Source organism: Pseudomonas fluorescens (assembly GCF_000967965.1).
Classification (GTDB): Bacteria; Pseudomonadota; Gammaproteobacteria; order Pseudomonadales; family Pseudomonadaceae; genus Aquipseudomonas; species Aquipseudomonas grandcourensis.
Genome location: NZ_LACC01000004.1, coordinates 155,724 through 178,788, shown reverse-complemented (window position 1 = coordinate 178,788; position 23,065 = coordinate 155,724). Strand labels below are relative to the sequence as shown.

Here is a 23,065-nt window from a genome sequence, read left to right as displayed (position 1 = left end):
CAACGTTCCGTTTCACTGACGGTCAGCCAAGCGAGAGAGCACGATGCCCCAAGCCGCCCAGATGTCTCCTGTCCCTGATGCTTTGGGGCAACCGTCGTCCGTAGAGCAGGCGAGCCGGCTTGGCCTTGAGCAGGCATTTGCGCTGTTCAATCAGATGTCCAGTCAGTTGACCGATTCCTACAGCATGCTTGAAGCCCGGGTAACCGAGCTCAAGGGTGAACTGGCGGTGGTCAGTGCCCAGCGCATGCAGGAGCTGGCGGAAAAAGAACGCCTGGCCAACCGCCTGCAAAACCTCCTCGATCTGTTACCCGGCGGTGTCATCGTCATTGACGCCCAGGGCATCGTGCGCGAAGCCAATCCGGCAGCGTGCGAGTTGCTGGGGTTGCCGCTGGAAGGTGAATTGTGGCGCCACGTCATTGCCCGCTGTTTTGCGCCGCGCGAAGACGATGGCCATGAAGTCTCCCTCAAGGATGGTCGGCGCCTGTCGATCGCCACGCGCTCGCTGGACGCCGAACCTGGCCAGTTGGTGTTGCTCAACGACCTGACCGAAACCCGCCACCTGCAGGATCAACTGGCCCGCCATGAGCGGCTGTCGTCACTGGGGCGCATGGTCGCTTCGTTGGCTCATCAGATACGCACGCCGTTGTCCGCCGCGTTGCTGTATGCCAGTCATTTGACCGAGCAAGAGCTGCCTGTCGCTACCCAGCAGCGCTTTGCCGGGCGCCTCAAGGAGCGCCTGCACGAGCTGGAACACCAGGTGCGCGACATGCTGGTCTTTGCCCGGGGCGAGTTGCCGCTGACCGACCGCGTGACGCCCGGTCAGCTGATGCAATCGTTGCAAGCGGCGGCGCTGACCCACGTACAGGACCTGCCGATCCGCTGGCAGTGCGACAGTCATTCGGGGGAGTTGCTGTGCAATCGCGACACCCTGGTCGGTGCGATCCTCAATCTGATCGAGAACGCCATTCAGGCCAGTGCCGGTCAATTGCGCCTCAAGATTCACCTCTACACCCGCGGCAACAGCCTGCGTCTGTGTGTCAGTGACAGTGGCTCCGGTATCGATGCCGCCGTTCTGGCGCGATTGGGCGAACCCTTTTTTACCACCAAGACTACCGGCACAGGTCTTGGCCTGACCGTGGTCAAGGCAGTGGCGCGTGCTCATCAGGGAGAATTGCAGTTGCGTTCGCGGCTCGGTCGCGGCACCTGCGCACAGGTGATCCTGCCGTTGTTCAGCAGCGCTCAAGGAGCGGAGTGACACAAATGGGTATCAAGGTTCTGCTGGTCGAGGACGACCGCGCGTTGCGCGATGCGCTGGCCGATACGCTGTTGCTCGCGGGGCACGATTTCAAGGCGGTGGGTTCGGCCGAGGAGGCGTTGCTTGCCGTCGGCGGCGAGGCTTTCAGCCTGGTGATCAGTGACGTCAACATGCCGGGCATGGACGGCCACCAGTTGCTGGGCCTGCTGCGAGCGCGGCAGCCGCAGTTGCCGGTGTTGCTGATGACCGCTCACGGTGCGGTCGAGCGTGCGGTCGATGCGATGCGACAAGGGGCGGCGGACTACCTGGTCAAGCCATTCGAGCCCAAGGCGTTGCTCGATCTGGTGGGGCGTCATGCCCTGGGCAGTCTTGGCCTGACCGAGGGTGAGGGGCCGATAGCGTTCGAGCCTGCGAGCGCGCAGCTACTCGAGTTGGCGGCGCGGGTCGCACGCAGCGATTCCACGGTGTTGATCTCGGGTGAGTCGGGCACGGGCAAGGAAGTGCTGGCGCGTTACATCCATCAGCACTCTCATCGTTCCAGTCAGCCGTTCATTGCGATCAACTGCGCAGCGATCCCGGACAACATGCTCGAAGCGACCTTGTTCGGGCACGAGAAGGGCTCCTTCACCGGCGCCATAGCCGCGCAAGCCGGCAAGTTCGAACAGGCCGACGGCGGCACCATCCTGCTCGACGAAATTTCCGAAATGCCCCTGGGGCTTCAGGCCAAACTGCTGCGCGTGCTGCAAGAGCGCGAGGTCGAAAGGGTTGGGGCGCGCAAGCCGATCACACTGGACATTCGCGTGGTCGCCACCACCAATCGCGACCTGGCGGGTGAAGTGGCAGCAGGGCGCTTCCGCGAAGATCTTTACTATCGCCTGTCGGTGTTTCCCCTGGCCTGGCGCCCGTTGCGAGAGCGCACCGCCGACATACTGCCGCTGGCCGAGCGACTGCTGGCCAGGCACGTCAATAAAATGAAGCATGCGGCTGCCAGATTGTCCCCCGAGGCCCAGGCGTGCCTGATCGGTTATCCGTGGCCGGGTAACGTGCGTGAACTGGACAACGCGATTCAACGTGCGCTGATTCTGCAGCAGGGTGGCTTGATCCAGCCGCAGGATTTCTGCCTGGCCGGTCCGGTGGCTTGTGCGCCACTGCCTGCACTGGCGCAAGTACCGGTGCGCGCTGTGGAAATCGAGTCCGAGTCGGCCGGTGCGCTGGGCGATGACCTGCGTCGCCGTGAATTCCAGATGATCATCGATACCTTGCGCGCCGAGCGCGGTCGTCGCAAAGAGGCGGCCGAGCGCCTGGGTATCAGCCCGCGGACCTTGCGCTACAAGCTGGCGCAGATGCGCGATGCCGGCATGGACGTGGAAGCCTTTCTGTTCGCGACCTGATTGGCGGACAACAAAAGGCCCGGGAAGGGCTTTTGTTCAGAGTGGCCATGGAGCTGGCACCCTTGTTGCTAACACCTCACTACCCGCCGAGTGAGTGTCAAAAAATTGCGGGTCGTCAAAGAGAGAAACCATGAGCCAAGGTATTGAATTCAATCGGTTGATGCTGGATATGCGGGCCATGCAAATGGATGCCATGTCTGCGCCGAAATCGACTGCCGTCCCTGAAATGACGGGCAGCAGCTTTTCCGACATGTTCGGTCAGGCCATCAATAAAGTGAACGACACCCAACAGGCTTCCACGCAGTTGGCCAGTGCGTTCGAAATCGGCAAAAGCGGCGTCGACCTGACCGATGTGATGATTTCCTCGCAGAAGGCCAGCGTGTCATTCCAGGCGTTGACCCAAGTGCGCAACAAAGTGGTTCAGGCCTACCAAGACATCATGCAGATGCCGGTTTAAAGGACGAGATTGAGTCATGGCAGAAGCAGTCGCCGATAACGTTCCGGCCAAGGCCACCCCAATAGACGGCAAACCGCCGCTGTTCGGGTTGTCCTTCCTGGAAAACCTCTCCGAGATGACCATGTTGCGTCAGGTGGGCCTGTTGGTCGGCCTGGCGGCGAGCGTGGCGATTGGTTTTGCCGTGGTGTTGTGGTCCCAGCAACCGGACTACCGGCCTCTGTACGGCAGCCTTGCCGGCATGGACGCCAAGCAGGTCATGGATACCCTGGCCTCCGCCGATATCCCGTACACCGTCGAACCCAATTCCGGTGCCTTGCTGGTCAAGGCCGATGACCTGTCCCGTGCGCGGCTCAAGCTCGCGGCCGCTGGTGTCACTCCCAGCGACGGCAACATCGGTTTTGAAATCCTCGACAAGGAACAGGGACTGGGCACCAGCCAGTTCATGGAAGCGACCCGCTATCGTCGCGGCCTCGAAGGCGAACTGGCTCGCACCATTTCCAGCCTGAACAACGTCAAGGGTGCCCGCGTGCATCTGGCGATCCCGAAAAGTTCGGTGTTCGTGCGCGACGAGCGCAAGCCGAGCGCTTCGGTTCTGGTTGAGCTCTATTCCGGTCGTTCCCTCGAACCCGGCCAGGTCGTGGCCATCATCAACCTGGTGGCGACCAGTGTTCCCGAGCTCAGCAAGTCGCAGATCACTGTGGTCGACCAGAAGGGCAACCTGCTCTCGGATCAGGCGGAAAACTCCGAACTGACCATGGCTGGCAAGCAGTTCGACTACAGTCGTCGCATGGAAAGCATGCTCACCCAGCGTGTGCACAACATCCTGCAGCCAGTGCTGGGCAATGACCGCTACAAGGCTGAAGTCTCGGCCGACGTGGATTTCAGTGCTATCGAGTCGACTTCCGAGCAATTCAACCCGGATCAACCGGCGTTGCGCAGCGAGCAGTCGGTCAACGAACAACGTACCGCCAGCAATGGCCCGCAAGGCGTGCCGGGTGCCCTGAGCAACCAGCCTCCAGCGCCGGCCTCCGCGCCACAGACCACCGGCGGCACGCCGGGGGCAGCTGGCATGGTGCAACCGGGCCAGCCGCTGGTTGATGCCAACGGCCAGCAAATCATGGACCCGGCCACCGGTCAGCCGATGCTCGCACCGTACCCGGCGGACAAGCGTCAACAATCGACCAAGAACTTCGAACTCGACCGCTCCATCAGCCACACCAAGCAGCAGCAGGGCCGGTTGAATCGCCTGTCGGTGTCGGTGGTGGTCGATGATCAGGTCAAGATCAACCCGGCCAACGGTGAAACCACCCGCGCGCCGTGGACCGCCGATGAATTGGCGCGCTTCACTCGCCTGGTCCAGGACGCGGTCGGCTTCGATGCCAGCCGTGGTGACAGCGTCAGCGTGATCAACATGCCGTTCTCCGCCGAGCGCGGTGAAGTGATTACCGAAATTCCGTTCTACTCCCAGCCGTGGTTCTGGGACATCGTCAAGCAAGTGCTGGGTGTGCTGTTCATTCTGGTGCTGGTGTTCGGTGTGCTGCGTCCGGTGCTCAACAACATCACCGGTGGTGGCAAGGGCAAGCAGCTGGCCGGTATCGGCAGCGACGTCGAACTGGGTGGCATGGGCGGTCTGGACGGCGAGCTGGCCAACGACCGTGTCAGCCTCGGTGGCCCGACCAGCATCCTGTTGCCGAGCCCGAGCGAGGGCTATGACGCTCAGTTGAACGCAATCAAGAGTCTGGTGGCAGAAGATCCGGGTCGTGTGGCCCAGGTCGTGAAAGAGTGGATTAACGCAGATGAGTGATAACCGAGCCGTTGCCGCCAAACTGTCCAAGGTCGACAAAGCCGCAATCCTGTTGCTGTCCCTGGGCTCCACCGACGCTGCCCAAGTGCTGCGCCACATGGGCCCCAAAGAGGTTCAGCGCGTGGGCGTGGCCATGGCCCAGATGGGTAATGTGCACCGCGAGCAGGTCGAGCAGGTGATGAGCGAGTTCGTCGATATCGTCGGCGACCAGACCAGCCTGGGCGTCGGCTCCGACGACTATGTGCGCAAGATGCTCACCCAGGCCCTGGGCGAAGACAAGGCCAACGGCCTGATCGACCGCATCCTGCTCGGTGGCAACACCAGCGGCCTCGACAGCCTGAAGTGGATGGAACCGCGCGCCGTCGCCGACGTGATCCGCTACGAGCACCCGCAGATCCAGGCGATCGTGGTGGCGTATCTCGATCCGGACCAGGCCGGTGAAGTGCTGGGCAACTTCGACCACAAGGTGCGGCTCGACATCATCCTGCGCGTGTCCTCACTGAACACCGTACAGCCAGCGGCCCTGAAAGAGCTCAACCAGATTCTCGAGAAGCAGTTCTCCGGCAACTCGAATGCCTCGCGCACCACCTTGGGTGGCATCAAGCGCGCGGCGGACATCATGAACTTCCTCGACAGCTCCATCGAAGGCCAGCTCATGGACTCGATCCGCGAAGTCGACGAAGACCTGTCCGGTCAGATCGAAGACCTCATGTTCGTGTTCAACAACCTGGCCGATGTCGACGACCGCGGGATCCAGGCACTGTTGCGCGAAGTGTCCTCCGATGTGCTGGTGCTGGCCCTCAAGGGGTCGGACGAAGGCGTCAAGGAGAAGATCTTCAAGAACATGTCCAAACGTGCGGCCGAACTGTTGCGCGACGACCTGGAAGCCAAGGGCCCGGTGCGCGTCAGCGACGTGGAAACCGCGCAGAAGGAAATCCTCACCATCGCCCGCCGTATGGCCGAAGCCGGAGAAATCGTTCTCGGCGGCAAGGGCGGCGAGGAAATGATCTAACACCATGGTCAAGAATGATGATGCACCCACTGACCTGATCCGGGCCAGGGATGTCAGTGGCTTCGAGTCCTGGGCGCTGCCCAGCTTCGACCCGCCGGAACCTGAGCCTGAACCAACGCCTGAACCCGAACCGCCGGAAATGGAAGAGGTGCCGCTGGAGGAAGTCCAGCCACTGACCCTGGAAGAACTCGAAAGCATTCGCCAGGAAGCCTACAACGAAGGCTTCGCGGTGGGTGAGAAGGAGGGCTTCCACAGCACCACGCTCAAGGTCCGTCAGGAAGCCGAACAGGCGCTGGCCCCGAAAGTTGCCGGGCTGGAACAGTTGATGGCGAACTTGTTCGAGCCTATCGCTGAGCAGGACACCCAGATTGAAAAGTCGCTGGTCGACCTCGTGCAGCACATCACCAGACAGGTGATCCAGCGCGAACTGGCCATCGACTCGACGCAGATCGAACACGTCATGCGCGAGGCCCTCAAGCTCTTGCCGTTGGGCGTGGGCAATGTGCGGCTGTACATCAATCCGCAGGACTTCGCACAAATCAAAGCCCTGCGCGAGCGTCATGAGGAAACCTGGCGCATCGTCGAGGATGAGTCGTTGTTGCCTGGCGGCTGCCGGGTCGAGACCGAGCACAGTCGCATCGACGCCACGGTGGAAACCCGTGTCGCGCGGGTGATGGACAAGCTGTTCGATCAATTGCACGAGCAGGCCTTGCACCCGGCCGCGCCGGACCTTAGCCTGGAATTGCCGATCGACAGCAAGCCGGCGACCGCGCCAGAAGCGGATGCACCTGATGCGCCTTGAGCGCACCAGCTTCGCCAAGCGCCTGGGCAGTTACGCCGAGGCGACTGAATTGGCCGGCGCGCCGATCCTTGAGGGCCGCCTGCTGCGCATGGTCGGCCTGACCCTCGAAGCTGAAGGCCTGCGCGCCGCCATGGGCAGTCGCTGCATGGTCATCAACGACGACAGCTATCACCCGGTACAGGTTGAAGCCGAAGTGATGGGCTTCTCCGGCAGCAAGGTCTTTCTGATGCCGGTCGGTAGCGTCGCCGGCATCGCGCCCGGTGCCCGAGTGGTGCCCTTGGCCGACACCGGTCGCCTGCCCATGGGCATGAGCATGCTCGGACGGGTGCTCGACGGTGCCGGTCGTGCGCTGGACGGCAAGGGCGGGATGAAGGCCGAAGACTGGGTTCCAATGGACGGCCCGACCATCAACCCGCTTAAGCGCGAACCGATCAGCGAGCCGCTGGACGTGGGCATCCGTTGCATCAACGGCATGTTGACGGTCGGTCGCGGCCAGCGACTCGGCCTGTTCGCCGGTACCGGTGTCGGTAAATCCGTGCTGTTGGGCATGATGACGCGCTTTACCGAGGCCGACATTATCGTCGTCGGGCTGATCGGTGAGCGGGGTCGTGAAGTCAAGGAATTCATCGAGCACATCCTCGGTGAAGAAGGGCTCAAGCGTTCAGTGGTGGTGGCGTCCCCGGCGGACGATGCACCGCTGATGCGTCTGCGTGCGGCCATGTATTGCACGCGCATCGCCGAGTATTTCCGCGACAAGGGCAAGAACGTCCTGTTGCTCATGGATTCACTGACCCGTTTCGCCCAGGCCCAGCGGGAAATCGCCCTGGCCATCGGTGAGCCGCCGGCGACCAAGGGCTATCCGCCGTCGGTGTTCGCCAAGCTGCCGAAGCTGGTGGAGCGGGCCGGCAACGCGGAGAAAGGTGGTGGTTCGATCACCGCGTTCTACACCGTGCTGTCCGAAGGCGACGACCAGCAAGACCCGATTGCCGACTCGGCGCGGGGCGTGCTCGACGGGCACATCGTGCTGTCCCGGCGCTTGGCCGAGGAGGGGCATTACCCGGCCATCGATATCGAAGCGTCCATCAGCCGGGTGATGCCGGCGGTGGTGTCGCCGGAGCACATGGTGCGCGCGCAGTACTTCAAGCAATTGTGGTCGCGTTATCAGCAGAGTCGCGACCTGATCAGCGTCGGCGCCTATGTCGCCGGCGGAGATCGCGAGACCGATCTGGCGATTTCCCTGCAACCGCAATTGGTCAAATACCTGCGCCAGGGCCTCAACGACAGCATCAGCCTGGGCGAAAGCGAGGCGTATCTGGCCTCGATCTTCGCGCCAGCGGCAGGCGGTTAAGCGGTCATGGCCCTGAGTCGGGCGGGACGGCTGGCGCCGGTGGTGGAAATGGCCGAAAAGGCCGAAAAAACCGCAGTCCAGCGCCTGGGGCACTTTCAAGGGCAGGTTCGCCTGGCTGAAAGCAAGCTCGCCGACCTTGAAGCCTTCCGTCTCGACTATCAGGAACAATGGATCGTGCGCGGCAGTGGCGGTGTCTCGGGCCAATGGTTGCTGGGCTATCAGGGCTTTCTCGCGCAACTGGGCACGGCCATCGACCAGCAGCGGCAAAGCCTGGCCTGGCATCAGAACAACCTGAACAAGGCCCGGGAGACCTGGCAGCAGGCGTTTGCCCGGGTCGAAGGCTTGCGCAAGCTGGTTCAGCGCTACGCCGATGAAGCGCGGGCTCTGGAAGACCGGCGCGAACAGAAGCTGCTGGATGAATTGTCCCAGCGCTTGCCGCGTGAGAATCCGTATTGAACCAGGACGGGCGCGATGTCGATTTGACAGGCACCATGATTTCCAACCTTGCCCCAACCTCTACACGATGCTAAAACTTGTACAAGCAGGTTCCTCAATGACAAGGAAGCCATGAAATGTCAGTCGTTTCAGAAGTGTCCCAGGACGGGCAAAAGCTGACGATCTCGGTCAAGGGTCGTTTCGATTTCGCCAAGCATCAGGAATTTCGTCAGTCCTACGAAGATAAACAGCTATCGGCGGTCGTGGTCGATCTGAAAGAGGCCACTTACCTCGACAGCTCGGCCCTGGGCATGTTGCTTTTGCTGCGCGATCACGCAGGTGGCGACGATTCCGATGTGCGCGTCGTCAACAGCAGTACCGACGTGCGCAAAATTCTCGCCATCTCCAACTTCGACAAACTGTTCGACATCAGTTGATTGCCATGCAGCCACTGGAGCCGCTGACGATCCTGATTGCCGAGGACAGCGCCGCCGATCGCCTGCTGTTGTCGAGCATACTGCGCCGCCAGGGGCACGACGTGCTGACGGCGGCCAACGGTGCCGAAGCGGTCGACGTGTTTGGCCGGCAGCAACCGCACCTGGTGTTGATGGATGCGATGATGCCCGTCATGGACGGCTTCGAGGCGGCCCGGCAGATCAAGGCCCTGGCCGGGGAAACCCTGGTGCCGATCATCTTCCTCACGTCGTTGTCCGAAAGCGAAGCCCTGGCCCGTTGCCTGGAAGTCGGCGGTGACGACTTTCTGGCAAAGCCCTACAACCAGGTGATTCTCGCTGCCAAGATCAAGGCGATGGATCGCTTGCGGCGCTTGCAGGATACCGTGCTGCAACAGCGTGACCAGATCGCCCGGCACCACGACTACCTGCTCAACGAACAGCGCGTGGCCAAGGCCGTTTTCGACAAGGTGGCACACTCCGGCTGCCTGAATGCCGCTCCGAATATCCGTTATCTGCAATCGCCCTATGCGCTGTTCAACGGCGACCTGTTGCTGGCCGCGTTCACCCCGGCCGGAGACATGCACGTGCTGCTGGGCGACTTCACCGGCCACGGTCTGCCGGCGGCGGTGGGCGCCATGCCTCTTGCCGAAGTCTTCTACGGGATGACCGCCAAGGGCTACGGCCTGGCGGAAACCCTGCGCGAGATGAATGCCAAGCTCAAGCGCATCCTGCCGGTTGACATGTTCTGCTGTGCCACGTTGCTGTGCCTGAGTTTTCAGCGCCGTTCGGTGGAAGTCTGGAACGGCGGCATGCCGGACGGTTACCTGCATCGCATCGCCAGTGGCGAGCGAACGCCTCTGCCAGCGCGGCACCTGCCATTGGGGGTACTGAGCCCGGAATCCTTCGATGAGCGTACCGACGTGTATCCCATGGCCCTCGGGGATCGGGTGTTTCTCCTGTCCGATGGCGTGATCGATACCTGTGACGCCAATGATCAGTTGTTTGGCGTGCAGCGATTGCAGTGGGTGTTTGCCGCCAATCGCCATCCGGATGCACTGTTCGAAGAGATCGAGCAGGCGCTGCGTCATTTCGGCGGAGAAGCGCGCGACGATGTCAGCATGGTGGAAATCAGCCTGCTGGAGACGGCACAGATTACTCCGCCGGCGTTGGTCTACTCCGACAGCGGCCAGTCCTGCCCGCTGGACTGGTCGGTGAGTTTCGAGTTTCGCGCCGCCACGCTCAAGCGCTTCAATCCGTTGCCCTATCTGTTGCAGTTGTTGCTTGAGGTCCATGGTCTTCGGGCTCAGAGCGGTGCGCTCTACAGTGTGCTGGCGGAGCTCTATTCCAATGCGCTGGAACATGGCGTGCTGGGGCTGGATTCGAGCCTCAAGCGCGATGCTTCGGGGTTTGCGCGGTATTATCAAGAGCGCAATACCCGGCTCGACGAGCTGCAGGAAGGCTATGTACGGTTACATTTGCAGGTGACGCCAACGGACGATGGCGGTTGCCTGGCCATTCACATTGAAGACAGCGGCAAGGGTTTCGATGTCGAGCGGGTGATGGCAAGGCCATTGGAAGACGTCCGCCTGTCGGGACGTGGGGTCAGTCTGATCCGCCAGTTGGGGCGTAATGCCCGCTGGAGCGACAATGGTCGAAGTGCACGCGTGGAGTTTATCTGGGAGGCTCTGGCATAATCCGCGCATTCTTGATCAAGGAGTGAGCAAGTGGACGACACACATGTGGATCGCGACGTGCTGAGTGCATTGCAGGAAGTGATGGAAGAGGGCTATCCGGATCTGCTGGATATCTTTCTTGCGGACTCCGAAGAGCGCCTGAAAGTCTTGAGAACGGCTGACAGTACCGCACTGCTGGTTGAAGTCGCCCATAGCTTCAAGGGCAGCAGCAGCAATATGGGCGCCGTCAGGCTGACCGAGCTCTGCCACCAGCTTGAGCAGCAGGCCAGAAGTTTGCCAAGCGCCGCCGTTCAGGAACTGGTCGGCGAAATCGACCGCGAATTCGCCGGTATCCGGCCGCTGTACGAAGCTGAACGACAGCGTTGCCCGGCGAAAATCTGAGCGCACGCTGCATTTGGCCTTCTTCGAGTGAAACTGGCCCGACCTTTGCAGTCAACTCATCCAACTGTACTTACGAGCCCCGTGCAGCGGAGACCGTTTCATGCCCGTTACCCCCGATATTCTGCTTCAGGCCTCCAGACAGGCCAAGACTCAAGCCGGCTCCGCCAATCCTGCGGCGCAGACCGTTGAGCCCGGGGGCACGGCCGCAAGCTTCGCTCATGTCTATGCCAGCCAGGCCCAGAACAAGCCCAATGTGTTGGCGGATGCCTCGGTCAAGCCGGGTCGTGACACAACCAGCGATGTCGCCGGAAAAAAAGACGCTGGCGACGACAAGTCTGCAACCGAGGAACCGGTGGTTGCCGATGGCGGCAAATCCTTGCCTGCTGACCAGTCGGTACAGGCGGACGACAAGACCGCCGGCGATGTTGCGTCAGATGCCGTTCCGGCTCCGGTCGTTGATGCCGCACTGCTGGATCCGGCGCTTGATCCTTCATTGCAGCCCGTCGTGCCGGCACCGGTAGCCCCCGCCGTGGTCGACACCGTGCAACCTGTGGTTGAAATGCCGGTTTCCGACGCGGCTACGGCTACGGCTACGGCTACCGCTGCAATCGCTCCAGCGCCGGCCACTGCCGACGGTGATTTCGATCCCTCGACCGATCCGCTCGACGCTTTACCGGCGGTGCGCCTGGCGATGGAGCAGGGCGGTCACGTATCGGCTTCCAGCCAGGCACAGCCCAAGGCTGCACCGACACAGGCACAAGCCCCGGCTGACGGAGAGCTGACGTCGGCGCAAAACTTTGCCGCCGGCATGGCGACCCTGCTGGATGTTCAGGGTGACAAGAGCAGCACCAGCCAAGGTGACGACAAGGCTTTCAGCGGCTTGATCGATGACGGCCTGAAGGATCTCAAGTCCGCCAGCAGCGACACCCGTGTCGATGATTTCGCCAACCGTCTGGCAGCGTTGACCCAGGCGGCCACACCGAAGACAGCCAATGCCTTGCCGGTGAACCAGCCAATCGCCATGCATCAGAGCGGTTGGACCGAAGAGGTGGTGAACCGGGTCATGTACCTGTCCAGCGCCAATCTCAAGGCGGCGGACATCCAGTTGCAGCCCGCTGAACTCGGGCGTCTGGACATTCGGGTGAACATGGTTCCCGATCAACAGACCCAGGTCACGTTCATGAGTGCGCATCCGAGCGTCCGTGAGGCGCTGGATGGCCAGGTCCATCGCTTGCGCGACATGTTCGCGCAACAGGGCATGGGGCAGGTCGATGTCAATGTTTCGGACCAGTCCCGTGGTTCGCAGCAAGGGCAGGAACAAGCCCGGCAAAGCCAGACCGGACGGACCAGTGCCGGCGGTGGTCGCCTCGACTCGATGGATGACGACATCACCTCGAGCGTCGCTGAAGTAGCGGCCAACACCACCAGCGTGATCGGCTCCAGCGCTGTCGACTACTACGCCTGATCAACACAACGCCCAACCCTGTGGGAGCGAGCCTGCTCGCGAAGGCGGCACAACATTCAACATCTTTGTTGCCTGTCACGCCGCCATCGCGAGCAGGCTCGCTCCTACATGGCATAACACTTGCTCTTGCCTTGCCGTGCGACTGTGAAAACCCGAATAGTGACGGATTATTGGCATGGCGAAGAGCGACGCAGCAGTAGTAAAAGACCCCGCAACCAAAGGCAAACTCAAGCTGATCATCGTGATCGTGGTGGCCCTGCTGCTGGCGGTCGGTGTGTCCGTGGGGGCGACCTGGTACTTCATGCACAGCGCTCAGAGCAAGCCTGCCGCGGTCGAGGCGCAAACCGCTCCTGTCGGCAAGCAGCCAGCGATTTTCGAGGCGATGGCACCGGCTTTCGTGGCCAATTTCAACCAGAACGGCCGCCAGCGCTACATGCAAGTGAGCATCACCATGCTCGCGCGCAACCAGGCGGATCTGGAGGCGCTCAAGGTCCACATGCCAGTGATCCGCAATAACCTGGTGATGCTGTTCTCCGGGCAGGACTTCGCGACCCTCGCCTCGCCGGTCGGCCAGGAAATGCTGCGGCAGAAAGCTACCGCCAGCGTCCAGGAAGTGGCGCAGAAAGAGCTCGGCAAAGTGGTGATCGAACAGTTGCTTTTCACTAATTTCGTACTGCAGTAGGAACACGACATGGCCGTGCAGGACCTGCTGTCCCAGGATGAGATCGACGCGCTGTTGCATGGCGTGGACGATGGACTGGTACAGACCGATAACGCTGCCGAACCCGGCACCGTCAAAAGCTACGACCTGACCAGCCAGGATCGCATCGTCCGTGGACGCATGCCGACCCTGGAAATGATCAACGAGCGTTTCGCCCGCTATACCCGCATCAGCATGTTCAACATGCTGCGGCGCTCGGCGGACGTGGCGGTCGGCGGCGTGCAGGTGATGAAGTTCGGCGAATACGTGCACTCGCTGTACGTGCCGACCAGTCTCAACCTGGTCAAGATCAAACCCCTGCGCGGCACCGCGCTGTTCATCCTCGACGCCAAACTGGTGTTCAAGCTGGTGGACAACTTCTTCGGCGGCGACGGCCGCCACGCCAAGATCGAAGGGCGTGAATTCACGCCGACCGAACTGCGTGTGGTGCGCATGGTGCTGGAGCAGGCGTTCGTCGATCTGAAGGAAGCCTGGCAGGCGATCATGGAAGTCAACTTCGAGTACATCAACTCGGAAGTGAACCCGGCCATGGCCAACATCGTCGGTCCGAGCGAAGCCATTGTGGTGTCGACCTTCCACATCGAACTCGATGGCGGTGGTGGCGACCTGCACGTGACCATGCCGTACTCGATGATCGAGCCGGTGCGCGAAATGCTCGACGCCGGCTTCCAGTCGGACCTCGACGACCAGGACGAACGCTGGGTCAACGCCCTGCGCCAGGACGTGCTGGACGTCGACGTGCCGATCGGGGCGACGGTGGCTCGTCGTCAGTTGCGCCTGCGCGACATCCTGCACATGCAGCCGGGGGATGTGATCCCGGTCGACATGCCGGAAGAAATGATCATGCGCGCCAACGGCGTGCCGGCCTTCAAGGTCAAGATGGGCTCGCACAAGGGCAACCTGGCGTTGCAAGTGATCGAGCCGATCGAGCGCCGTTGACTGGCGCTCGTACCCATTCGCGATTAACCGAATTCTGAATTTTTGCTCGCCGAGGACACCGACAATATGAACACCCAAGACGACCAGGCTCTGGCCGATGAGTGGGCAGCAGCCCTGGAAGAAACCGGTGATGCCGGGCAGGCGGATATCGACGCCTTGCTGGCCGCCGACTCCGCCAGTTCCGCGTCCAACCGCCTGCCAATGGAAGAGTTCGGCAGCGTGCCGAAAAACAACGATCCGGTCAGCCTCGAAGGCCCGAACCTGGACGTGATCCTCGATATCCCGGTGTCGATTTCCATGGAAGTGGGCAGCACCGACATCAACATTCGCAACCTGCTGCAACTGAACCAGGGGTCGGTGATCGAACTCGATCGCCTGGCCGGCGAGCCGCTGGACGTGCTGGTCAATGGCACACTCATCGCCCACGGCGAAGTGGTGGTGGTCAACGAGAAGTTCGGCATCCGCCTGACGGACGTGATCAGCCCAAGTGAACGCATCAAGAAGCTGCGCTGAGTGAAAAAGGTTCTCGGGTTTGTATTGGCGATGCCGTTCACCGTGCTGGCGGCCGAACCGGTTGCAACGGCGGCTACGGCTGCTGCACCGGCGGTGAGCAGCGGTGTGGCTGGCCAGTTGACGCAGTTGGTGTTCGGCCTGCTGCTGGTGCTGGGGTTGATCTTCTTCCTCGCCTGGTTGCTGCGTCGCGTCCAGCAGGCCGGTCCGGCCGGCAAGGGGCAGGTGATCGAGATTGTCGGCTCCCGCGCGCTGGGGCCTCGCGACCGCCTGATGCTGGTGCAGGTCGGCAACGAGCAGATTCTGTTGGGCCTGAGCCCCGGCAACATCTCTGCACTGCACGTCCTCAAGGAGCCGGTGCAAGTGCCGAGTACCGAGAAGCCAACGCCGGAATTTGCCCAGCGCCTGTTGGAGATGCTGGGTAAAGATCAGAAGGATAAGAAGTAATGGGTGCGCTACGCATCGTCTTGACGCTGACCCTGATGCTGGTCGCGCCGCTGGCATTCGCCGCCGATCCGCTGTCGATCCCGGCCATCACCCTGGGCACCAATGCGCAGGGTGCGCAGGAATATTCGGTCAGCCTGCAAATCCTGCTGATCATGACCGCGCTGAGCTTTATCCCGGCGTTTGTCATGCTGATGACCAGTTTCACTCGGATCATCATTGTCTTCTCGATCCTGCGCCAGGCCCTGGGCCTGCAGCAGACACCGTCGAACCAGATCCTCACCGGCATGGCGCTGTTCCTGACCCTGTTCATCATGGCGCCGGTGTTCGACCGGGTGAACCAGGACGCCTTGCAGCCGTACCTGGCGGAAAAACTGACGGCTCAGGACGCGGTTGCCAAGGCCCAGGTGCCGATCAAGAACTTCATGCTCGCCCAGACCCGCACCAGCGATCTGGAGTTGTTCGTGCGCCTGTCCAAGCGCACTGACATCGCGACGCCGGATCAGGCGCCGTTGACCATCCTGGTGCCGGCCTTCGTGACCTCCGAGCTGAAAACGGCGTTCCAGATCGGCTTCATGATCTTCATTCCGTTCCTGATCATCGACCTGGTCGTGGCCAGTGTGTTGATGGCCATGGGTATGATGATGCTCTCGCCGCTGATCATTTCCCTGCCGTTCAAGATCATGTTGTTCGTGCTGGTCGATGGCTGGGCGCTGATCATCGGCACGCTGGCCAGCAGCTTCGGCGGTGTCTCGCCATGACCCCGGAAGTTGCGGTCGATATCTTCCGCGAAGCGCTGTGGCTGACCACCATGATGGTGGCGGTGCTGGTGATTCCGAGTCTGCTGGTCGGCCTGCTGGTGGCGATGTTCCAGGCCGCCACCCAGATCAACGAACAGACCCTGAGCTTCCTGCCGCGCCTGCTGGTGATGCTGGTGACCCTGATCGTGGCCGGCCCGTGGCTGGTGCAGACCTTCATGGAATACATCCTGCAGTTGTACGGCAGCATTCCTCAGGTCATCGGCTAAACCATGTCGCTGCTAGCGCTGACCGATACCCAGATCAGCACCTGGGTGGCGACGTTCATGTTGCCGCTGTTTCGCGTCGGCGCCTTGCTGATGGTCATGCCGGTGTTCGGCACGACCCTGCTGCCCAGGCGCATCCGCCTGTATTTCGCGTTGGCCATTACCGTGGTCATCGCGCCGGGCCTGCCGCCCATGCCGCCGGTCAATGCCCTGGATTTGAGCGGGCTGTTGCTGATTGCCGAGCAGATTCTCATCGGTGCGGTGATGGGGTTTTCCTTGCAGCTGTTCTTCCAGGCCTTTGTGGTCGCCGGGCAAATCGTCGCCATCCAGATGGGCATGGGCTTCGCCTCCATGGTCGACCCGACCAACGGTGTATCGACGGCGGTGATCGGGCAGTTTTTCACCATGCTGGTGACGCTGCTGTTCCTGTCCATGAACGGTCATCTGGTGGTGTTCGAGGTCCTCACCGAGAGTTTCACCACGTTGCCGGTGGGTGGGGGGCTGATGGTCAATCACTACTGGGAGCTGGCCGGCAAGCTCGGCTGGGTGCTCGGTTCGGCGCTGTTGCTGGTGCTGCCGGCGATCACCGCGTTGCTGGTGGTCAACATCGCGTTTGGCGTCATGACCCGGGCGGCACCGCAACTCAATATTTTCTCTATCGGCTTCCCGCTGACCCTGGTGCTTGGGCTGTTCATTATCTGGGTCGGGCTGGCGGACATTCTCAACCAGTATCAACCGCTGGCCACCGAGGCCTTGCAGTTGTTACGCGAACTGGCACGGGCGAGCTGAGTCATGGCCGAGAGCGAAAGCGGTCAGGACAAAACAGAAGACCCCACGGAGAAGCGCAAGCGGGACTCCCGTGAAAAGGGTGAGATCGCACGTTCCAAGGAACTCAACACCCTGGCGATCATGCTGGTAGGTGCCTCGGCGCTGCTGATTTTTGGCGGCGCCATGGCGCAGGACATGATGGAACTGATGCGCATCAACTTCTCGCTGCCGCGGGAAGTGATCCTGGATCAACGCTCCATGGCCACCTACCTGATGCGCTCGGGGCAAATTGCCCTGTGGTCGATCCAGCCAGTGATGATTGCGCTGGTGCTGGCCGCCATCATCGGTCCGATTTCCCTGGGTGGCTGGCTGTTTGCGGCGGGCTCCATGGCGCCCAAATTCAGCCGCTTGAACCCCGGTCCCGGCCTCAAGCGCATGTTCTCGACCAAGTCGCTGGTCGAATTGCTCAAGGCCCTGGCCAAGTTCATCATCATCCTGTTCGTGGCGCTGGCGGTACTGTCGTCGGACATCGATGACCTGCTGCGCATCGCCCATGAACCCGTGGACATGGCGATCATTCACAGCCTGCAAGTCGTGGGCTGGAGCACCTTGTGGATGGCGTGCGGGCTGATCCTGATCGCGATGGTGGACGTGCCGGTGCAGCTCTGGGAAAGCCACAAGAAACTGCTGATGACCAAGCAGGAGGTGCGCGACGAGCACAAGGACCAGGAGGGGCGGCCGGAGGTCAAGCAGCGGATTCGACAGCTGCAACGCGAAATGTCCCAGCGACGGATGATGGCCGCCATTCCCGAGGCCGACGTGGTCATCACCAACCCGACCCACTACGCCGTGGCCCTCAAGTACGACCCGGAAAAGGGTAATGCGCCGGTATTGCTGGCCAAGGGTAGCGACTTCCTGGCCCTGAAGATCCGCGAGATCGCGGCGGCCAACGAGATCCTTCTGCTCGAGTCTCCGGCGTTGGCGCGATCGATTTACTACTCCACCGAGCTTGAGCAGGAGATTCCGGGGGGGCTGTATCTGGCGGTTGCGCAGGTGTTGGCTTACGTTTATCAGATTCGACAGTACCGGGCGGGCAAGGGCAAACGGCCTGATCCGCTCAAGGATGATTTGCCGATTCCGCCGGATTTGCGGCGGGATTTATAGCGGTCTTATTGAGATTCAGTGGCAACGTTGTTTACTACAATATGAAATAAGTTGTCCTGATCTGTTTTGCCTTGGCTCTTAGCTCAACCCTATTTGGATGTTTGGCAGATAAAAGTCTTTTAGTATACATAAGGGCTGTTTGGCTCTTGGGGCGCAAGATGGATGGTATTTTTGGATTGATTGTGTTTGATGCTACGTCCTCCAGGCTTTGCGCGGAAAAGGAGTGGCTTGCATTTTCAAGAGGTGAGTATTGACCGTTTTTTATATATTCAAGTAAATTGCTTTGGTCAAATAGATTGGAAATGGCATCGGGTGTTGTATAGAGGTTTTCGCTGGGAAGTCTGGTTCTTTCTGTGTGCAAGTCGTTAAGGTAGATCTGGTCTAAATAATTTTCACGCTTTAACATTTCATTTATCTGATTGAGATCTGCTCGGGCTTTTACAGCTTGTTCTGGTGTTGTTCCAGGCCTCAAGAGAACTCTATTGGGTGCAATGGGGTTGTCGGGAGTCAGTGTTATCATTCCTGTTTTTTTTGCCACTGTTGCTGATGCGCGTCTTGCGCGAGTTATAAGATTTGTCACCCATTGAATAACAGCGTGTCCTTTAGCAGCGTGTCCATTAGCATCGTGTCGATTAATCGGATCTCCCAAGCAATATGTATACGAGTTGATTCCTCCTTCCCCGAATGGGCTCCAATTGTCAGGGCAGTTAAATCGCATCAATGCCGGATTAAACGCCCGATACCCATTCCCCAATAAATAATGTCCAGTCACCGTATCCGGCCGTTCGCCGTTAAAGCCCATAAGACTCGTCAATCCGCTTTCGGCCTGGCGATGGCCGTAAGGCGAGTAGGCGATGGGGTGTTGCTGTTGATCGGCTGTGAGGGTTTGCAGCACCGAGCGTTGCAGGTCAGTCGCCAGCAACGTGCTTTCAACGGCACCGCCCTGGCTCTTTTGTTGCGCCAGCAGGAGGTCGTTATTTTGAAAGACACTGAATCCGATCGCCCCCTGTATTTCGGTGGCCAAGCGGCTTTTGCAGTAAAAACGCTGGTGAGCGGGTGCATCCGGTTGAAGCTGGCTGATCAGGCGATCCAGAGGGTCGTACCTGTAGCGGCAACGCAGGATGGGTTGTGTGGATTCCATGAAGGTCGCTCCAGATTCTCAAAGGGAGGGCGATTGAGTGTCGGTCGATCAGTCTCAGGTGGGTACTAGCAGAACTGATAGGTTCGGTAATCCGTGCGACTTATGGCTAGCCATAAACACTGCAAAACCTGTGGGATCCGTGTCAGTCGCAGATGCCTGCGCCATACGCTCAATTCCTTTCTCGGCAAAAGTTGGAAAGCTTCTTGCAGTAGCCGCCCTGCGCCTGCTTCAGGCGTCAAAAGTTTGCTTTAAAGGAACGGGGAAAACCGGTGGATCGCTCTCAGTTAATCAACAGTGCCCGCACAAACGTTGCCGATCTCAGTCGAGGCAATCTGGGCGTGCCGCTGTTGCTGCTGGTCATGCTGGCGATGATGATGTTGCCGGTGCCGCCGTTCCTGCTTGACGTGTTCTTCACCTTCAACATCGCGCTGTCCATCGTCGTGCTGCTGGTGTGCGTCTACGCCTTGCGGCCACTGGATTTTGCGGTGTTCCCGACCATTCTGCTGGTGGCGACGCTGTTGCGCTTGGCGTTGAACGTGGCCTCCACCCGGGTGGTGATGCTCCACGGTCAGGACGGTCATGCCGCCGCCGGCAAGGTGATCCAGGCCTTTGGCGAAGTGGTGATCGGCGGTAACTACGTGGTCGGTATCGTGGTCTTCGCGATCTTGATGATCATCAACTTCGTCGTGGTGACCAAGGGTGCGGGGCGGATTTCCGAGGTGAGTGCGCGTTTTACCCTCGATGCGATGCCCGGCAAGCAAATGGCGATCGACGCCGATCTCAACGCCGGCCTCATCGATCAGAACCAGGCCAAGCTGCGCCGGATGGAAGTGGCCCAGGAAGCCGAGTTCTACGGCTCCATGGACGGTGCCAGCAAATTCGTTCGTGGCGACGCCATCGCCGGCCTGTTGATCCTGTTCATCAACCTGATCGGCGGCATGGCGGTCGGTATCTTCCAGCACGGCATGACCTTCGGCGACGCCGGCAAGGTGTATGCGCTGTTGACCATCGGTGACGGTTTGGTGGCGCAATTGCCATCACTGTTGTTATCGACAGCAGCGGCGATCATGGTGACCCGTGCGTCCGGTTCGGAAGACATGGGCAAGCAAATCAATCGCCAGATGTTCGCCTCGCCCAAGGCGCTGGCGGTAGCGGCGGGCTTGATGGCGGTCATGGGCCTGGTGCCCGGCATGCCGCACTTCTCGTTCCTGAGCATGGCGGCCCTGGCAGCCGGTGGTGCTTACCTGTTCTGGAAAAAGCAGAACGTCGTCAAGGTGCAGGCCCTGCAAGAGGTCAAGCGCCAGCAGGAACTGTTGCCGTCGCCGGCCCGCGCCCAGGAAACCAAGGAACTTGGCTGGGATGACGTGACGCCGATCGACATGATCGGCCTGGAAGTGGGTTATCGCCTGATTCCGTTGGTGGACCGCAACCAGGGCGGCCAGTTGCTGGCGCGGATCAAGGGTGTGCGCAAGAAGCTGTCCCAGGATCTGGGCTTCCTGATGCCCACGGTGCATATCCGCGACAACCTCGACCTGGCGCCGAGCGCCTATCGTTTGACCCTCATGGGGGTGATCCTGGCCGAGGCGGAGATCTACCCGGATCGCGAGCTGGCGATCAACCCGGGGCAGGTCTACGGCACGCTCAACGGCATTACCGCCAAAGATCCGGCTTTCGGCCTGGAGGCGGTCTGGATCGAAATCAGCCAGCGCGCCCAGGCGCAATCCCTCGGTTATACGGTGGTCGATGCCAGTACAGTAGTGGCTACCCACTTGAACCAGATACTCTACAAGCATTCCAGTGAACTGATCGGTCACGAAGAAGTGCAGCAACTCATGCAATTGCTGGCCAAAAGCTCGCCGAAACTGGCCGAGGAGCTGGTGCCGGGCGTGGTTTCGCTGTCGCAGCTGCTCAAGGTGCTGCAAGCGCTGCTGGCCGAACAAGTGCCTGTGCGCGACATCCGCAGCATTGCCGAGGCGATCGCCAACAATGCCGCCAAGAGTCAAGATACCGCCGCGCTGGTGGCTGCCGTGCGGGTTGGCGTATCCCGTGCAATCGTCCAAAGCATTGTAGGTACTGAGTCGGAGCTGCCAGTTATCACGCTGGAGCCAAGGTTGGAACAGATATTGCTCAATAGTCTGCAAAAGGCAGGACAAGGCTCGGAAGAGGGCGTTCTGCTGGAGCCAAGCATGGCTGAGAAGCTGCAACGTTCGTTGATCGACGCGGCGCAGCGTCAGGAGATGCAAGGTCAGCCGGTGATTCTGCTGGTGGCCGGTCCGGTTCGCGCGATGCTCTCGCGATTTGGCCGGCTCGCAGTCCCGGGTTTGCATGTGTTGGCTTACCAGGAAATCCCTGACAACAAGCAAGTGACCATCGTTGCGACAGTAGGGCCCAACGGCTGAGGTAGTGGTTTATGCAAGTTAAGCGTTTTTTCGCCGCCGATATGCGTCAGGCCATGAAGCTGGTTCGCGATGAGCTGGGCGCTGATGCGGCCATTATTGGCAACCGCCGGATCGCCGGGGGTGTCGAGCTGACGGCGGCGCTGGATTACAAATTGTCGGCGCTGGCGCCGCGGGTTCCGAACATGGAACTCGAAGACGAGCTGCGCAAGACTCAGTCGCGGATCGTCACCGCCCAGGCCGAATTGAGCCTGCGTGGCGATGGCGAGAGCGACAATGCAACCAATCGCCAGTTGTTCGCCGGCTTGCCGTTGACCGCCGCCGAACCGCTGATCGAGCCGACCTACGCCGAACCCCGTCGCCCCGCGCCAGCCGCTGCGCCAGCGTCCGGTGGTGTGGACCCGCGGGCGTTCGACTCGATGCGTTTCGAACTCAACAGCCTGCGCGAACTCATGGAAGTCCAACTGGGCTCCCTGGCCTGGAATCAGCTGCAAGGCAGCCGTCCGGACCAGGCCAACCTCTGGCGTCGCCTGCAACGCATCGGTCTGTCCGGCCCGCTGTCGCGCGACCTGCTGGGGATGATCACTGAAATCGAAGAACCTCGTCAGGCCTGGCGCATGTTGCTGGCGCACTTGGCGCGCATGATCGTTACCCCGGAAGTCGAGCCGCTGGAAGAGGGCGGTGTGATCGCCATGGTCGGCCCTGCCGGCATGGGCAAGACCACCACCCTGGCCAAGCTGGCTGCCCGTTACGTGCTCAAGTACGGCGCGCAGAACATTGCGCTGGTGAGCATGGACAGCTTCCGCATCGGTGCCCAGGAGCAGCTCAAGACCCTGGGGCGCATTCTTAATGTGTCGGTGACCCACGTCGATCCGGGCCAGTCCCTGGTGCAGGCGCTGGAACCCTTGCTGCGCAAACGCGTGGTGCTGATCGATACCGCCGGCCTGCAGGCCAGCGATCCGGCCCTGCGCATGCAGCTCGAAAGCCTGGCCGGTCGTGGCATCCGCTCGAAAAATTATCTGGTCCTGGCAACCACCAGCCAGAAACAGGTTCTAACGGCCGCTTATCACAGTTACAAGCGTTGCGGGCTCGCAGGCTGCATCCTGACTAAACTGGATGAAACGGCCAGTCTGGGCGAGGTGTTGAGCCTTGCCATCAGTCATGAACTGCCGGTGGCTTACCTGACCGATGGCCCGCGGATCCCGGATGATTTGCATCTGCCGCGCCGTCATCAATTGGTCAGTCGCGCCGTGAGCGTGCAAATGCAGGAAGAACCCAGCGAAGAAGCCATGGCTGACATGTTCGCTGACATCTACCACAGCCCGACCAAGCAGGTTGGCTGAGGTAATAATGAACAGTTTTTGTACCTACATCGATGGTCTGCCATGCATTGTTCCGTTTGTGAACGCGCAGCCAGTAATGTGGCCTCCGTCTATGCAAGACAAGGTAAAGAAATAAC

23 protein-coding genes are annotated in these 23,065 nt (G+C 60.8%); 22 read left to right on the top strand and 1 reads right to left on the bottom strand.

Annotated features, from left to right (window positions below; all coding sequences use genetic code 11):
• Positions 1-61: 61 nt before the first annotated feature.
• The 20 genes from VC35_RS03230 to flhB all read left to right on the top strand — a co-directional run bounded on the left by VC35_RS03230 (position 62) and on the right by flhB (position 18,069).
• Positions 62-1,255, top strand: coding sequence for a sensor histidine kinase (locus VC35_RS03230; protein WP_185754731.1), 1,194 nt, complete (start codon positions 62-64; stop codon positions 1,253-1,255).
• 5 nt (positions 1,256-1,260) lie between these two features.
• Entirely contained in the window at positions 1,261-2,646 is a 1,386-nt protein-coding gene (locus tag VC35_RS03225; protein ID WP_046037710.1) for a sigma-54-dependent transcriptional regulator, read from the top strand.
• A 130-nt stretch (positions 2,647-2,776) separates the two neighbouring features.
• On the top strand, positions 2,777-3,103 hold the full coding sequence (fliE, locus tag VC35_RS03220; RefSeq protein ID WP_008052868.1) for a flagellar hook-basal body complex protein FliE: 327 nt from the start codon (positions 2,777-2,779) through the stop codon (positions 3,101-3,103).
• 16 nt (positions 3,104-3,119) lie between these two features.
• Positions 3,120-4,907 carry a flagellar basal-body MS-ring/collar protein FliF gene (gene fliF, locus VC35_RS03215; RefSeq protein WP_046037709.1) on the top strand — a complete coding sequence of 596 codons (1,788 nt, stop codon included), beginning with the start codon at positions 3,120-3,122 and terminating at the stop codon, positions 4,905-4,907.
• Positions 4,900-5,919 (top strand): flagellar motor switch protein FliG, encoded by a 1,020-nt coding sequence (gene fliG, locus VC35_RS03210; protein WP_007983391.1) that lies wholly within the window; start codon positions 4,900-4,902, stop codon positions 5,917-5,919. Before fliF ends, fliG begins: the two co-directional genes overlap by 8 nt.
• A 4-nt stretch (positions 5,920-5,923) precedes the next feature.
• Positions 5,924-6,721, top strand: a complete 798-nt coding sequence (gene fliH / locus VC35_RS03205; RefSeq protein WP_046037708.1) for a flagellar assembly protein FliH — start codon at positions 5,924-5,926, stop codon at positions 6,719-6,721.
• The gene (gene fliI, locus VC35_RS03200; protein WP_046037767.1) at positions 6,711-8,069 is read left to right on the top strand and encodes a flagellar protein export ATPase FliI; all 1,359 of its coding nucleotides are present in this window, start codon (positions 6,711-6,713) and stop codon (positions 8,067-8,069) included. Before fliH ends, fliI begins: the two co-directional genes overlap by 11 nt.
• Before the next feature lie 6 nt (positions 8,070-8,075).
• Complete coding sequence (fliJ, locus tag VC35_RS03195; RefSeq protein ID WP_046037707.1) at positions 8,076-8,525, top strand: flagellar export protein FliJ; 450 nt, start codon at positions 8,076-8,078, stop codon at positions 8,523-8,525.
• Positions 8,526-8,641: 116 nt separating this feature from the next.
• Complete coding sequence (locus VC35_RS03190; protein ID WP_046037706.1) at positions 8,642-8,941, top strand: STAS domain-containing protein; 300 nt, start codon at positions 8,642-8,644, stop codon at positions 8,939-8,941.
• Positions 8,942-8,946: 5 nt separating this feature from the next.
• Positions 8,947-10,653: an ATP-binding SpoIIE family protein phosphatase gene (locus tag VC35_RS03185; protein WP_046037705.1), complete on the top strand. Its 1,707-nt coding sequence runs from the start codon at positions 8,947-8,949 to the stop codon at positions 10,651-10,653.
• Between the two features lie 30 nt (positions 10,654-10,683).
• The gene (locus VC35_RS03180) at positions 10,684-11,034 is read left to right on the top strand and encodes an Hpt domain-containing protein (RefSeq protein WP_046037704.1); all 351 of its coding nucleotides are present in this window, start codon (positions 10,684-10,686) and stop codon (positions 11,032-11,034) included.
• 100 nt (positions 11,035-11,134) lie between these two features.
• Positions 11,135-12,499, top strand: coding sequence for a flagellar hook-length control protein FliK (locus tag VC35_RS03175; RefSeq protein ID WP_046037703.1), 1,365 nt, complete (start codon positions 11,135-11,137; stop codon positions 12,497-12,499).
• A 175-nt stretch (positions 12,500-12,674) separates the two neighbouring features.
• Positions 12,675-13,181: a flagellar basal body-associated protein FliL gene (gene fliL / locus VC35_RS03170; RefSeq protein ID WP_046037702.1), complete on the top strand. Its 507-nt coding sequence runs from the start codon at positions 12,675-12,677 to the stop codon at positions 13,179-13,181.
• 9 nt (positions 13,182-13,190) lie between these two features.
• Positions 13,191-14,159, top strand: coding sequence for a flagellar motor switch protein FliM (gene fliM / locus VC35_RS03165; RefSeq protein ID WP_046037701.1), 969 nt, complete (start codon positions 13,191-13,193; stop codon positions 14,157-14,159).
• A gap of 66 nt (positions 14,160-14,225) precedes the next feature.
• On the top strand, positions 14,226-14,672 hold the full coding sequence (fliN, locus tag VC35_RS03160; protein ID WP_046037700.1) for a flagellar motor switch protein FliN: 447 nt from the start codon (positions 14,226-14,228) through the stop codon (positions 14,670-14,672).
• Complete coding sequence (gene fliO, locus VC35_RS03155; protein WP_046037699.1) at positions 14,673-15,116, top strand: flagellar biosynthetic protein FliO; 444 nt, start codon at positions 14,673-14,675, stop codon at positions 15,114-15,116.
• On the top strand, positions 15,116-15,874 hold the full coding sequence (gene fliP / locus VC35_RS03150; protein WP_046037698.1) for a flagellar type III secretion system pore protein FliP: 759 nt from the start codon (positions 15,116-15,118) through the stop codon (positions 15,872-15,874). The genes fliO and fliP overlap by 1 nt, the downstream gene beginning before the upstream one ends.
• Positions 15,871-16,140, top strand: coding sequence for a flagellar biosynthesis protein FliQ (fliQ, locus tag VC35_RS03145; protein WP_007948918.1), 270 nt, complete (start codon positions 15,871-15,873; stop codon positions 16,138-16,140). The genes fliP and fliQ overlap by 4 nt, the downstream gene beginning before the upstream one ends.
• Positions 16,141-16,143: 3 nt before the next feature.
• Complete coding sequence (gene fliR / locus VC35_RS03140; protein ID WP_046037697.1) at positions 16,144-16,926, top strand: flagellar biosynthetic protein FliR; 783 nt, start codon at positions 16,144-16,146, stop codon at positions 16,924-16,926.
• 3 nt (positions 16,927-16,929) lie between these two features.
• Positions 16,930-18,069 (top strand): flagellar biosynthesis protein FlhB, encoded by a 1,140-nt coding sequence (flhB, locus tag VC35_RS03135; protein WP_046037696.1) that lies wholly within the window; start codon positions 16,930-16,932, stop codon positions 18,067-18,069.
• 34 nt (positions 18,070-18,103) lie between these two features.
• On the opposite strand, the gene VC35_RS28560 is transcribed toward flhB, so the two are convergent.
• Complete coding sequence (locus VC35_RS28560; protein ID WP_080925243.1) at positions 18,104-19,210, bottom strand: RHS repeat-associated core domain-containing protein; 1,107 nt, start codon at positions 19,208-19,210, stop codon at positions 18,104-18,106.
• A gap of 269 nt (positions 19,211-19,479) precedes the next feature.
• On the opposite strand from VC35_RS28560, the gene flhA reads away from it, so the two are divergent.
• Together flhA and flhF are read left to right on the top strand one after the other, a co-directional pair.
• Complete coding sequence (gene flhA, locus VC35_RS03125; RefSeq protein ID WP_046037694.1) at positions 19,480-21,609, top strand: flagellar biosynthesis protein FlhA; 2,130 nt, start codon at positions 19,480-19,482, stop codon at positions 21,607-21,609.
• An 11-nt stretch (positions 21,610-21,620) separates the two neighbouring features.
• Positions 21,621-22,949, top strand: coding sequence for a flagellar biosynthesis GTPase FlhF (gene flhF / locus VC35_RS03120; protein WP_046037693.1), 1,329 nt, complete (start codon positions 21,621-21,623; stop codon positions 22,947-22,949).
• The last annotated feature ends 116 nt before the right edge of the window (positions 22,950-23,065 follow it).